Genomic DNA, 12783 nt, shown 5'->3' with positions numbered 1-12783 from the left:
ACCGGGCGCGCTGGCGGCGCAGGGGGGAGTACCCTCAGGCCGCGCCGATATCGGGCACCAGGGCGCCGGCGTCCCAGCCGGCCTTGTGCGCCGCGGTAAAGGCCAGCATGCGGTCGATCGGCACCCGGGCGCGGTCGATCAGGGCCGCGTCCACATGGATCTGGTTCAGACCCGTTTCCAGCACGCTGGCCACGCCGGCCAGGCCGTTCATCGCCATCCAGGGGCAATGGGCGCAGCTCTTGCAGGTGGCGCTGTTGCCCGCCGTCGGTGCCTCGATGAACACCTTGCCCGGGTTCTGCTGGCGCAGCATGTGCATCATCCCCTTGTCGGTGGCGACGATGAACTCGGACGCATCCATCTCGCGCGCGGCCTTGAGAATGGCCGAGGTCGAGCCGACGGCGTCGGCCAGGGCCACCACCTCGGCCGGGCTCTCCGGGTGCACCAGCACCTTGGCCCCGGGATGGTCCTTCTTGAGTGCCTCCAGCTCAAGGGCCTTGAACTCGTCGTGCACGATGCACGAGCCATTCCACATCAGCATGTCGGCACCCGTTTCACGCTGGATGTAGCCACCCAGGTGCTTGTCGGGTGCCCACAGGATCTTGTGGCCCTTGTCCTTGAGCGCACGCACGATGTCCAGCGCGCAACTGGATGTGACCAGCCAGTCGGCACGCGCCTTCACGGCCGCACTGGTGTTGGCGTAGACCACCACCGTGCGGTCGGGGTGCGCGTCGCAGAAGGCGCCGAAGGCGTCGATCGGGCAGCCCAGGTCCAGCGAGCAGTTGGCGTCCAGGTCGGGCATCAGGACGGTCTTCTCGGGCGAGAGGATCTTGGCCGTCTCGCCCATGAAGCGCACCCCCGAGACCACCAGCGTGGTGGCCGGATGGTCGCGCCCGAAGCGGGCCATCTCCAGCGAATCACTGACGATGCCGCCCGTTTCCACGGCCAGGTCCTGCAGGTCGGGGTGCACATAGTAGTGCGACACCATCACCGCGTTGCGCTCCTTGAGCAGGCGCCGGATCCGGTCCTTGAGTTCGGCACGCTGCGACGGCGTGGGCTCGACCGGCACCCGTGCCCAGGCATGCCGGGTCGGGCAGGCGGGCTGTTCATACTCGACGTCGATGACGCGGTCACTGGTGACTGTGGCGGTGTTCATGGTGGTTCCCGGTCAGAGCGCTTCAGATCGCATGACGACACCCGCGGCCATGCCCCCCGGGGTCCGGCTCCCCATGCATGGGCGGCCAGCGCCGGCTTGTGCAAGGGCTCGCCCGGCCAGGGTGGTTTCATCAAAATCAGGCAGGTGTTTCATGGACCCCGAGCATAACGCCTGGACCATACCCACATGGTCTATAGTGCGCCCCATTCCGGCCTTTCTGCACGCGATACGGGCGCGATACCCATGAACACGACCACCACCCCCTCCTCCCCGGCAACCCCTTACGGCACGCTGCCATCGGCTTCACCGCTGCCGCAGCGCAAGCCGGTCAGCCTGCCACGCCTGGCCGAGATGCGCGAGCGCGGCGAAAAAATCACCATGCTCACGGCCTACGATGCCACCTTCGCCGCCGTCGCCGACGCCGCCGGCGTGGAGTGCATCCTGATCGGCGACTCGCTGGGCATGGTCTGCCAGGGCCTGCCGAGCACCACCGGCGTCACCCTGGAAACCATGCGCTACCACACCGAAAGCGTGGTCCGCGGCCTGCACCGCGTGCAGGGCACGGCCTGGGTCATCGGCGACCTGCCCTTCGGCAGCTACCACGAATCGAAGGAACAGGCCCTGCGCAGCGCCACCGAGCTGCTGCGCGCCGGCGCCCACATGGTCAAGCTCGAGGGTGGCGGCTGGACGACCGAGACTGTGCGCTTCCTGGTCGATCGCGGCATCCCGGTATGCGCCCACCTGGGCCTGACACCGCAGACGGTGCACTCGCTCGGCGGCTACCGCGTGCAGGGCCGTGGTGACGACGCGGCCGAACAGTTGCGCCGCCAGGCCCTGGAACTGCAGGACGCGGGTGCGTCGATGCTGGTGCTGGAGATGGTCCCGGCCGCCCTCTCGGCCGCAATCACGCAGGCACTGCAGATCTGCCACACCATCGGCATCGGGGCCGGCAAGGGCACGGCCGGCCAGGTGCTGGTCATGCACGACATGCTGGGCATCAACCTGGGCAAGAATCCCAGGTTCGTGCGCAATTTCATGGAAGGCGCCGGCAGCGTGCGCGAGGCCATGCAGGCCTACGTTCAGGCCGTCAAGAATGGCACCTTCCCCGACGACAGCCTGCACGCCTGGTGACCGTGGCCCCACTGCCTGCCGCTTCCCGAACCCCGAATCCCCATGAAACTCGTCCACACGATCGATGACCTGCGCGCCGCGCTGGCGTCCCACGCCTCGCCCGCCTTCGTGCCCACCATGGGCAACCTGCACGAAGGGCATCTGAACCTTGTGCGCACCGCCCGCCCGCTGGGCGACGTGACCGTGGCCAGCATCTTCGTCAACCGGCTGCAGTTCGCACCGCACGAGGACTTCGACACGTACCCGCGTACGCTGGAGGCCGACTGCGCCAAGCTGGCCGAGGTCGGCTGCGACATCGTCTTCGCGCCGGCCGAAAAGGACCTCTACCCCGAACCCCAGGTCTTCAAGGTGCAGCCGCCGGCCGAACTGGCCGACATCCTCGAAGGGCACTTCCGGCCCGGCTTCTTCACCGGCGTGTGCACCGTGGTCATGAAGCTGTTCCAGTGCGTCTTCGCCCGCAGCACGGCACAAGGCTACGCCGTCTTCGGCAAGAAGGACTACCAGCAGCAGATGATCATCCGCCGCATGGTGGAGCAGTTCGCGATGCCCGTCACCATCGTGGGCGAGGAGACCCGGCGTGCCGCCGACGGCCTGGCACTGAGCTCGCGCAACGGCTACCTGAGCGAGACCGAACGCGCCGAGGCGGTACAACTGTCGCTGACGCTGCGCGATCTGGCGCGCGACGCGCTGGCCGCCGGCGGTGCCCTGCCCGAGCACCGCGCCGGACTGGAACAGCGCGCGATGGACGCCCTGAGGGCGCGCGGCTGGGCCCCTGACTACATGACGGTGCGTCGCCGCCTGGACCTGCAGCCGCCCACGGCCGCCGACGCCGTCGCACCGCAGTCGCTGGTGGTGCTGGGCGCCGCGCGTCTGGGCAAGACGCGCCTGATCGACAATTTCGAGATCTGAAGCCGGCCGCACACGGCGCCCGTCAGGGTCGCCGCCGGGGCCAGGCTCAGAAGCCGCCTTCCTGCTTGGGATCGCGCTCCATCAGGGCGCTCACGGCCTCGGCGGGCCTCAGGTGGCCCTCCAGCAGGGCCACCACGCCTTCGCTGATGGGCATCTCCACCCCCAGCGCCCGGGCGCGCTGCACCACCGTGCGGGCGCTGTAGACCCCTTCGGCCACGTGCCCCAGTGAATCGACCGCCTGCTGCAGGGACAGGCCCTGCGCCAGCAACTGGCCCACACGCCGGTTGCGCGAGAGGTCGCCGGTGGCCGTCAGCACCAGGTCGCCCAGCCCCGACAGGCCCATGAAGGTATCGGGTCGCGCGCCCAGCGCGATACCCAGCCGGGTCATCTCGGCCAGGCCACGGGTGATGAGGGCCGCGCGGGCATTGAGGCCCAGCGCCAGCCCGTCGCACAGGCCGGTCGCGATGGCCAGCACGTTCTTGACGGCGCCACCGACCTCCACACCGACGATGTCCTCGTTGGCATAGACGCGCAGACTGCTGCTGTGAAAGGCCGCCACCAGGGCATCTCTGACCGCCGCATGGTGGCTGGCCGCCACCAGCGCGGTCGGCTGTCCGCGCGCCACCTCCTGCGCGAAGCTGGGTCCGCTGAGCACGCCCGCCTGCAGGCCCGGCGCCGCATCGGCCTGGACCTCGTGCGCCATCAGACCCCAGCCCGGGCCACCCGCCTGGGGCAGCTCGAAGCCCTTGCACAGCCAGGCCACCGGCGCGGCCTGCTGCCGCAGGCGCATCAGCATGCCCCGCAAGGCGGCCATGGGCGCGCCGATGACAACCAGGTCGGCACCGGCCACGGCCGCGTCGAACGTGGCTTCGCCACCGGTCACGGTCAACGCCGGCGGCAACGGGATGCCCGGCAGGTAGCGCGCGTTCTCGCGCTGCGCCTGCATGGCTTGTGTCTGGGACGGGTCGCGGGCCCACAGGGCCACCGCATGCCCGGCATGCCGGGCCGCACTGACGGCCACGGCCGTGCCCCAGGCGCCCGCGCCGAGAACCACGATCCGCATGGGCCGGCGCTTACTGGGCGGTGTTCGAACCGTTGACCGCAGCGGCCTGCTGGGCCTGCTGCTGCTCGTACATGGCCTGGAAGTTGATTTCGGCCAGGTGCACGGGCGGGAAGCCGGCGCGCTGGATCAGGTCGGCCACGTTGCCGCGCAGGTAGGGATAGACAATCTGCGGGCAGGCGATGCCCATGATCGGGCCCATCTGGTCCTCGGGCAGGTGGCGGATTTCGAAGATGCCGGCCTGCTTGACCTCGACCAGGAACACGGTCTTGTCCTGGATCTTGGTCTGGACCGTGGCGGTCACGGCCACCTCGTAGACACCGTCGGCCGCCTGTTGCGCCTCCACGCCCAACTGGATGTCCACCGTCGGCTGCTCTTGCTCGAGCAGGATGGCGGGCGAATTGGGCTGCTCCAGCGAGGCCTCCTTCATGTAGACGCGCTGGATCTGGAAGACGGGATCTTGATCGGCCATGGATGACTTTCGGTGGATATCACAAAGAAAAGCCGCTGGGGAAGATGTTCCCGCAGCGGGCACCACCGGCGATTATCTCAGCAAGCGGGCACTGCACCCGACCGGGTGGCCTCAGGCCGCCAGCAGCGGTGCCAGCGCACCACGCGCGTCCAGCGCGTGCAGATCGTCGCACCCGCCGACGTGCCGGTCTCCGATGAAGATCTGGGGCACGCTGGTGCGGCCGGTGATCTCGGTCATGGTGGCACGTACATCGGGGCGGCCATCGACCACGATTTCCTCGTAATCGGTGACCCCGCGTGCCTGCAGCAGGGCCTTGGCACGCATGCAGTAGGGACAGTAATCGCTGGAGTAGATCTTGACCTGGGCAGCCATGGCGTTCCTTTCAGGCCAGCATCATCCCGCTTTTTCGACCGGCAGGCTGGCCGAGCGCCAGGCACCCATGCCGCCGCTCAGGGATTGCGCCTGCTCGTAGCCGAGCTTGCGAGCCAGGGCCACGGCACGGCCCGAGCGCCTGCCGGAGGCGCAGACCAGGATCAGCGGCACCGCCTTGTTCTTGACCACCGTGGGCAGGCGCGACTCCAGTTCCTCCAGCGGCACGTGCTTGGCACCCTTGATGTGGCCGGCCGCGAATTCGTCCGCGGTGCACACGTCGATCACCACCGCCTTGTCGCGGTTCATCAGCTGCACTGCGTCGGTCGGGGTCAGGCCGCCGAGGGCGCCGCCCTTGGCGGCCGGCCACAGCAACATGGCGCCCGACGCGATGGCCACGGCAAACAGAGTCCAGTTTTCGAGGAAGAAGCTCACGAAGATCACCTTGGTTGTAGAGCTGGGGATTTTAGAATGATGGGTTATGCCGTGGGCAAGGCGCCCGCGACAACCCCGTCCGGGCTCCGAAACCCGGCTTCACCGACCGGATATTCCTCATGCACAAACTTGTCCTGATCCGCCACGGCGAATCCACCTGGAACCTCGAAAACCGCTTCACGGGCTGGACCGACGTCGATCTGACGCCCACCGGCGTGTCGCAGGCGCTGTCGGCCGGCCAGTTGCTCAAGGCCGAGGGCTACGATTTCGACGTGGCCTACACCAGCGTGCTCAAGCGTGCCATCCACACCCTGTGGCACGTGCTCGACGCCATGGACCGCACCTGGCTGCCGGTGGTCAAGAGCTGGCGCCTGAACGAGCGCCACTACGGCGCCCTGCAGGGCCTGAACAAGGCCGACATGGCCAAGCAGTACGGTGACGAGCAGGTGCTGGTCTGGCGCCGCAGCTACGACACCCCGCCGCCGGCCCTGGAGCCCACCGATCCGCGCAGCGAGCGCGCCGACCGCCGCTACGAGAAGCTCGATCCGGCCGACGTGCCCCTGACCGAGTGCCTCAAGGACACCGTCGCCCGCGTCATCCCGTTCTGGAACGAGGCCCTGGCCCCGGCCATCCGCAGCGGCCGGCGCGTGGTGGTGGCCGCCCACGGCAACTCGATCCGCGCCCTGGTCAAGTACCTGGACGGCATCTCCGACGCCGACATCGTCGGCCTGAACATCCCCAACGGCATCCCGCTCGTCTATGAACTGGATGACGACCTCAAGCCGATCCGCCACTACTACCTGGGCGATGCCGAAGCCGCCGCCCGTGCCGCGGCCGCCGTGGCCGCGCAAGGCAGCAAGCAGGGCTGAGGCCGCCGGCTGACACCATCCCGGGGATTGCGGAACCGATCCCCGGGGCCGACATCCAAGGTGTATATTGGCCCGCTGAGGGCCCGCGCAGGCATGGCCGGCACTAGTTTGATGGGGATCACGGATGGGTAAGCAAGTCAGTCAGAAACTGCGCATCGCAGGCTGGATCGCCGTGGGCGCGGTCACCGGTGCACTCACCACGGTGCAACTGCAGGCCGTGGCACGGGGCTCGCTGGCACCGCTGCCGCTCGAAGAGCTGCAGCAACTGGCCCAGGTGTTCGGCATGATCAAGACCGACTACGTCGAGCCGGTGGACGAGAAAAAGCTGATCTCCGACGCCATCTCCGGCATGGTCTCCAGCCTGGACCCGCATTCCCAGTATTTCGACAAAAAGGCCTTCAAGGAATTCCGCGAGGGCACCAGCGGCCGTTTCGTCGGTGTCGGCATCGAGATCACCATGGAAGACGGTCTGGTCAAGGTGGTGTCGCCGATCGAGGACACCCCGGCCTACCGCGCCGGCCTCATGCCGGGCGACCTCATCACCAAGATCGACGACACCATGGTCAAGGGCTTGACCATCAACGACGCCGTCAAGCGCATGCGCGGCGAACCCCGTACCAAGGTCGTGCTGACCGTCTTCCGCAAGAACGAAAACCGCACCTTCCCGGTGACGATCATCCGCGAGGAAATCAAGACCCAGAGCGTCAAGACCCGGGTGGTCGAGCCTGGCTACGCCTGGGTTCGCCTGTCGCAGTTCCAGGAGCGCACGGTCGAGGATTTCGCACGCAAGGTGGAAGAGATCTACAAGGCCGAACCCAACCTCAGGGGCCTGGTGCTGGACCTGCGCAACGACCCCGGCGGCCTGCTGGACGCGGCAGTGGCCATCTCGGCGGCCTTCCTGCCCGAGAACGTCACCGTGGTCTCGACCAACGGCCAGTTGCCGGAAAGCCAGGCCACCTACAAGACCGTGTCACAGCACTACCTGCGCCGCGGTGGTTCCGATCCGATCCAGCGCCTGACCCAGGCCACCGGCGGCGCCCTCAAGCGCATCCCCCTGGTGGTGCTGGTCAACGAAGGCTCGGCCTCGGCCAGCGAGATCGTGGCCGGCGCCCTGCAGGACCACAAGCGCGCCACGCTGATCGGCAGCCAGACCTTCGGCAAGGGCTCGGTGCAGACCGTGCGCCCGCTCGGACCGGACACCGGCATCAAGCTCACCACGGCGCGCTACTACACGCCCAGCGGCACCTCGATCCAGGCACGCGGCATCGTGCCCGACATCATGGTCGACGAGACGGCCGAGGGCAATGTGTTCGCCGCCCTGCGCACCCGCGAGGCGGACCTGCAGAAGCACCTGGGCAACGGCAACGCGAACGGCACGATCAGCGACGCCGAACGCGAGGCCGAGAAGCAGCGTGAGCAGGAGCGCGAGGAAGCCCGCAAGAAGCTCGAGGAAGAGCTGCGCAAGAACCCCAACCAGCGCCTGGTGCCCGAGCTCGGCAGCGACAAGGACTTCCAGCTCCAGCAGGCCCTGAACCACCTCAAGGGCCAGCCCGTGGTGGTCAGCAAGACGCTGACGGCCCGCCCCGAGAGGTCCGAGGACGCCGATCAGGAGTGACGTGGCCGGGCATGCCCCTGGCGTGCCCGGATGCCGCCCATGGACGACACCCAGCTGCTGCGCTACTCGCGCCACATCCTGCTCGACGAATTGGGGGTCGAAGGCCAGCACAGGCTGCTGGCCTCGCACGCCCTGATCATCGGCGCCGGCGGACTGGGCTCTCCGGTCGCGCTGTACCTGGGCAGCGCCGGTGTCGGCCGCATCACCATCGTCGACGACGACGCGGTGGACGTCACCAACCTGCAACGCCAGATCGCCCACAATCTGGCCCGCGTCGGCCAGCCCAAGGCGCAATCGGTGCGCGAGGCCATCGCCGCCATCAACCCCGACCCGCAGGTCACCCCGCTGGTGGCGCGGGCGGATGACGCCCTGCTCGACCATCTGGTACCCACCGCCGACGTGGTGCTCGATTGCACCGACAACTTCGCCACGCGCCAGCGCATCAACCGCGCCTGCGTGCGCCACGCCCGCCCGCTGGTCTGCGGCGCGGCCATCCGCATGGACGGCCAGCTGAGCGTGTTCGACACCCGCCAGCCCGATTCACCCTGCTACGCCTGCCTCTTCCCGCCCGACTCGGCCGTGGAGGAGGCGCTGTGTGCCACCATGGGCGTGTTCGCGCCCCTGGTGGGCATCGTGGGCACGCTGCAGGCGGCCGAGGCGCTCAAGCTGCTGGCCGGCCTGGGTTCGCGCCAGGTGGGCCGGCTGACCATGATCGACGCCCGCGACCTGAACTTCCACACCATCACCCTGCCCCGCCAGGCCCAGTGCCCGGTCTGCGGCCGCCGGGATCACACGGCCATGTAGCGGCCCGGCCGGTGGTTGACGGCGAGGGTCAGGTTCAGCACCACGGCGCCCACCACCGACCACAGCACCTGCGCACCGCCCATCGTCAGCAGGGCCAGCAGCACGATGGCGCAGTCCATCGCCATCTGGACGTGGCCGGCACGCCATCCGAAGCGCTCCTGCAGCCACAGCACCAGCACGTTGAAGCCCCCCAGACTGGCCTTGTGGCGAAACAGCATCAGCATGCCCGCCCCGATCAGCAAGCCCCCGGCCACGGCGGCGAAGCCGGTGTCCAGGCGCTCGATACCGATCCAGTGCGGCAGCACCTCGGCAAACACCGCCAGCAGGGCCACCGCCGCAAAGGTCTTGAGCGTGAAGGCCAGGCCCAGTCGCCGCCAGGCCAGCCAGTAGAACGGCAGGTTGATCAAAAAGAACAGCAAGCCGAAACTCCAGCCCGTCGCATAGTGCAGCAAAAAGGCCAGCCCCGCCGTCCCGCCGGCAAACAGGCCCGCCTGCCGGAACAGCACCACGCCCAGGGCCACGAACAGGCACCCGGTGAGCAAGGCCTGCACGTCCTCGTGCGGCCGGTGACCTTGGGCTCGGGTCGTCACGCCCGGCCGATGATGCTGGCGGTGGCCATCAGCTCCTCGAGCAGCGCCAGCGACACCTTGCCCGACACACTGTAGGGATCGAACTCGGGCCGCTCGGAGTACTTGAGCACGACCGAGGTGTTGAGCTTGGCCAGGTTGACCTGGCCCATCGTCCAGCCACCAAAGCGCCGCTCGGAAATCTCTTCGTAATGCAGCAGCACCACATCGGCATGGCGCGCATCGGTGACGATGTGGTTGTACAGGTTGTTGACCGCGCTGCGCCCGCCTTCGATGGCCTGCAGGAAGATGCCGCCTCCGTAGCACAGCACACCGGTGATGCCGTTGTGCAGGTTGTGGGCGCGCGAGGCCTCCAAAATGGATTCAATGGCCGCCTTGTTGCAGTCCTTGTCGACCGCGCGACTGACGTAGAGCAGACGAACCAGCATGGTGGTGTGGGGCAATCAGGATTGACGGGGGAGCAGCGAGAGGAATTCGCGGCGCAGCGTGGAATCCTTGAGGAACACGCCACGCATGACCGAGTTGATCATCTTGCTGTCCATGTCCTTCACGCCGCGCCATGCCATGCAATAGTGGCTGGCCTCCATGACGATGGCCAGACCATCGGGCTGGGTCTTCTCCTGGATCAGGTCGGCCAGCTGGATCACGGCCTCCTCCTGGATCTGGGGCCGGCCCATGATCCACTCGGCCAGGCGCGCGTACTTGGACAGCCCGATGACGTTGGTGTGCTCGTTGGGCATGATGCCGATCCAGAGTTTGCCGATGACCGGGCAGAAGTGGTGCGAGCAGGCGCTGCGCACGGTGATCGGGCCGACGATCATCAGCTCGTTCAGGTGCTCGGCATTGGGGAACTCGGTGACGGCCGGTCCCTGGACGTAGCGGCCGGCAAACACCTCCTTGAGGTACATCTTGGCCACGCGCCGGGCAGTGTTGTCGGTGTTGTGGTCGTTCGCGGTGTCGATGACCATGCTGTCGAGCACGCCCTGCATCTTCTCCGTGACTTCGTCGAGCAGCTGTTCCAGTTCGCCCGGTTCAATGAAGTCGGCGATGTTGTCGTTGGAGTGGAAGCGCTGGCGCGCGGCCTTGAGCCGCTCCCGGATTCTGACGGAAACGGGCACGCCTTCATCCGCAGCGGCTGAGTCGGCTTGGGTCATGTCGGTGTCGGATTTCATGAGCATGGGGCATGCTAACACCATGCCCGCCCCGGCGGGCGTCTACGGCAATTGCGCGAACCGCCGGCGCTGGCCGCTCAGTAGCGGTGGCCGGTGACGAACAGCACCGCACGCATGATGCCGAAGGCCAGACGGTCGAGCACGCGCTGGCGCCAGGGGCGTGATGCCAGGCTGGCGGCGTCGATCAGCCGGCCCGAATGCGTCAGGATGTCGTCGAGACAGTCGTGCAGGCGCTCCGCGAAACGCCGGTCGGTCGTCATGACATTGGCCTCGCGCGCCAGCAGGAGCGACAACGGGTCGAGGTTGGTCGAGCCGACCGTGGCCCAGCGCCGGTCGATCACCGCCACCTTGGCGTGCAGCGCGCTGGGTACGTACTCCAGGATTTCGATGCCGGCCCGCACCAGCCGGGCATACACCGGCCGTGCCGCGTGGTACTGCAGGAAATGCTCGTACCGGCCCTGCAGCAACAGCCGCACGCGCACGCCACGCGCCGCAGCCATGATCAGCGCCCGGCGCAGCCGGCGGCCCGGGATGAAGTAGGCATTGGCGATGACGATCTCGTGGCGTGCCTCGCCAATGGCCTTCAGGTAGGCCCGCTCGATATCGCCCCGGTGGCTGATGTTGTCGCGCAACAGCAACGCGGCACTGGCGCCATCGACCGCCACGGGCGGTCTGGCTCCCGGCGGCGTGCTGGCATCGCCGGGCATGTCGGCCAGGCCCGAGAAGTCCCCCACGGGCAGGCTCACCCGCAAGGCCTCCCAGGCGGCCACGAACTCGCGCTGGCGCGCCTTGCGCACCGCCTGCAAGCGCCACCACAACTGCTCCATCGTGGACGCCATCTCGCGCACGATCGGCCCGCTGACCTGCAGCGAGAAATCCAGCCGCGGCACCGCCAGATGCCCCAGCACGACATCGTCCTGGTCATCGATGATGTTGATCCCGCCGCAAAAGCCGATCACCCCATCGACCACGCACAGCTTGCGGTGCAGGCGCCGCCAGCGGCTCGGAATCAGCAGGCCCAGCCGGCCCAGCGGCGCATAGTGGCGCCAGTGCACCCCGGCCGCCACAAAGCGCCGCCGCCACTCGGCGGGCACATGGGGGGAGCCGACGCCATCGATGACCAGCCGCACATGCACGCCGCGCCGGGCGGCACGCTCCAGTGCCTCGGCCACCGCCAGCGCGGCCCCCGAGAACTGGAATATGTAGGTTTCCAGATGGACGACCTGGCGCGCGGCGTCCATCGCCGCGACCAGCGCCGGAAAGAACGCCTGGCCGCCTTGCAGCAGCACCAGCCCGTGGCCCGGGCGCAAACGGCCCGGAACACCTCCCCATGCGCCGAGCCCGTTCAGCCCGTCCGTCACAAGCCGAATTCCGCGATCAGCGGCAGATGGTCGGACATGCGCGTCCAGACGCGCCCATGCGGCACGTGGGCCCCCAGCGGCGTCAGGCCGCGCACGAAGATGCGATCCAGGTGCAACAGGGGCAGGCGGGCCGGAAACGTGGGCAAGCGCAGGCTGTCGAAGGTATGCAGACCGAGCTCCGCCATGGGTCGCAGCAACTGGGCCCCCCAGTCGTTGAAGTCGCCGGCGACGATCAAGGGTTCGTGCTCGGGCACCTCGCGATCGATGAAAGCCCCCAGGCGCATCACCTGGCGCTCGCGGCTGGCATGGATCAGCCCCAGGTGCACCACCACCACATGAACCACCTGTTCCTCGACCAGCAGTTGGACATGCAACAGCCCGCGCTGCTCGAAGCGGTGGTCGGACACATCGGCATGCCCGCTGCCCAGCACCGGCCAGCGTGACAGCAACGCGTTGCCGTGCTCGCCGTGGCGGGTGTAGGCGTTGGTCATGTACACCGCCTCATACCCTTCGGGCGAGAGGAAGTCGGCCTGCCCCAGCTCGGGCCAGCGGGGGAAGTGCCGCTCCAGCTTGCGGTGGTGGCTGCGCACCTCCTGCAGGCAGACGATGTCGGCATCGAACTGCTCCACCGCGTGCACCAGGTTGTGGATCTCCAGCCGGCGCGTCGGGCCCAGACCCTGCACCCCTTTGTGGATGTTGTAAGTCGCCACACGCAATGTGCTCATGTTTTTATCATCGCACGAGATGTGCCAGCCATGAAACGAGGCAGCATCAGGATGGCCTCGGCATTCGAGGGCGAGTAGCAGCGGTCGGCTGCCTCACGCCACGCATGCCATGCATATGCCG

The 12783-nt window shown here is 67.9% G+C and carries 15 protein-coding genes; 5 read left to right on the top strand and 10 right to left on the bottom strand.

Going from position 1 to position 12783, the window contains the following annotated elements; genetic code table 11:
- Window positions 1-34: 34 nt before the first annotated feature.
- On the bottom strand, window positions 35-1153 hold the full coding sequence (nadA, locus tag PHQ87_RS05025) for a quinolinate synthase NadA (protein WP_300231797.1): 1119 nt from the start codon (window positions 1151-1153) through the stop codon (window positions 35-37).
- Between the two features lie 243 nt (window positions 1154-1396).
- Here nadA and panB point away from each other — a divergent pair, with 243 nt between their 5' ends.
- Together panB and panC are read left to right on the top strand one after the other, a co-directional pair.
- Complete coding sequence (panB, locus tag PHQ87_RS05020; RefSeq protein WP_300231796.1) at window positions 1397-2284, top strand: 3-methyl-2-oxobutanoate hydroxymethyltransferase; 888 nt, start codon at window positions 1397-1399, stop codon at window positions 2282-2284.
- A 42-nt stretch (window positions 2285-2326) separates the two neighbouring features.
- On the top strand, window positions 2327-3193 hold the full coding sequence (gene panC, locus PHQ87_RS05015) for a pantoate--beta-alanine ligase (RefSeq protein ID WP_300231795.1): 867 nt from the start codon (window positions 2327-2329) through the stop codon (window positions 3191-3193).
- A gap of 46 nt (window positions 3194-3239) precedes the next feature.
- Here panC and PHQ87_RS05010 read toward each other — a convergent pair whose 3' ends face one another.
- The 4 genes from PHQ87_RS05010 to PHQ87_RS04995 form a co-directional block, all read right to left on the bottom strand.
- Window positions 3240-4256: an NAD(P)H-dependent glycerol-3-phosphate dehydrogenase gene (locus tag PHQ87_RS05010; protein ID WP_300231794.1), complete on the bottom strand. Its 1017-nt coding sequence runs from the start codon at window positions 4254-4256 to the stop codon at window positions 3240-3242.
- Window positions 4257-4266: 10 nt separating this feature from the next.
- On the bottom strand, window positions 4267-4725 hold the full coding sequence (gene secB, locus PHQ87_RS05005) for a protein-export chaperone SecB (protein ID WP_300231793.1): 459 nt from the start codon (window positions 4723-4725) through the stop codon (window positions 4267-4269).
- 111 nt (window positions 4726-4836) lie between these two features.
- Window positions 4837-5097: a glutaredoxin 3 gene (gene grxC, locus PHQ87_RS05000; protein WP_300231792.1), complete on the bottom strand. Its 261-nt coding sequence runs from the start codon at window positions 5095-5097 to the stop codon at window positions 4837-4839.
- Between the two features lie 21 nt (window positions 5098-5118).
- Window positions 5119-5529 (bottom strand): rhodanese-like domain-containing protein, encoded by a 411-nt coding sequence (locus tag PHQ87_RS04995; RefSeq protein WP_300231791.1) that lies wholly within the window; start codon window positions 5527-5529, stop codon window positions 5119-5121.
- Window positions 5530-5648: 119 nt separating this feature from the next.
- Between PHQ87_RS04995 and gpmA the strand changes: the two genes are divergently transcribed.
- The 3 genes from gpmA to moeB all read left to right on the top strand — a co-directional run bounded on the left by gpmA (window position 5649) and on the right by moeB (window position 8817).
- Entirely contained in the window at window positions 5649-6398 is a 750-nt protein-coding gene (gpmA, locus tag PHQ87_RS04990) for a 2,3-diphosphoglycerate-dependent phosphoglycerate mutase (RefSeq protein ID WP_300231790.1), read from the top strand.
- A gap of 124 nt (window positions 6399-6522) precedes the next feature.
- Entirely contained in the window at window positions 6523-8013 is a 1491-nt protein-coding gene (locus PHQ87_RS04985) for a S41 family peptidase (protein ID WP_300231789.1), read from the top strand.
- Window positions 8014-8052: 39 nt separating this feature from the next.
- The gene (moeB, locus tag PHQ87_RS04980; protein WP_300231787.1) at window positions 8053-8817 is read left to right on the top strand and encodes a molybdopterin-synthase adenylyltransferase MoeB; all 765 of its coding nucleotides are present in this window, start codon (window positions 8053-8055) and stop codon (window positions 8815-8817) included.
- Here the strand turns inward: moeB and PHQ87_RS04975 are convergent.
- The 5 genes from PHQ87_RS04975 to PHQ87_RS04955 form a co-directional block, all read right to left on the bottom strand.
- Window positions 8802-9407, bottom strand: coding sequence for a YitT family protein (locus PHQ87_RS04975; protein ID WP_300231786.1), 606 nt, complete (start codon window positions 9405-9407; stop codon window positions 8802-8804). The genes moeB and PHQ87_RS04975 overlap by 16 nt on opposite strands.
- Window positions 9404-9832 (bottom strand): BLUF domain-containing protein, encoded by a 429-nt coding sequence (locus PHQ87_RS04970; RefSeq protein WP_300231785.1) that lies wholly within the window; start codon window positions 9830-9832, stop codon window positions 9404-9406. The genes PHQ87_RS04975 and PHQ87_RS04970 overlap by 4 nt, the downstream gene beginning before the upstream one ends.
- 15 nt (window positions 9833-9847) lie before the next feature.
- Entirely contained in the window at window positions 9848-10582 is a 735-nt protein-coding gene (gene folE, locus PHQ87_RS04965; RefSeq protein ID WP_300231783.1) for a GTP cyclohydrolase I, read from the bottom strand.
- A 71-nt stretch (window positions 10583-10653) separates the two neighbouring features.
- Entirely contained in the window at window positions 10654-11886 is a 1233-nt protein-coding gene (gene clsB, locus PHQ87_RS04960; RefSeq protein WP_300231782.1) for a cardiolipin synthase ClsB, read from the bottom strand.
- Window positions 11887-11933: 47 nt separating this feature from the next.
- Window positions 11934-12662: an endonuclease/exonuclease/phosphatase family protein gene (locus PHQ87_RS04955; RefSeq protein ID WP_300231781.1), complete on the bottom strand. Its 729-nt coding sequence runs from the start codon at window positions 12660-12662 to the stop codon at window positions 11934-11936.
- Window positions 12663-12783: the final 121 nt, after the last annotated feature.

It is taken from the genome of Hydrogenophaga sp., assembly GCF_028698005.1.
Classification (GTDB): Bacteria; Pseudomonadota; Gammaproteobacteria; order Burkholderiales; family Burkholderiaceae_C; genus Hydrogenophaga.
The sequence above is the reverse complement of the archived record's forward strand: the minus strand, read 5'-3'. Positions and strand labels throughout refer to the sequence as shown.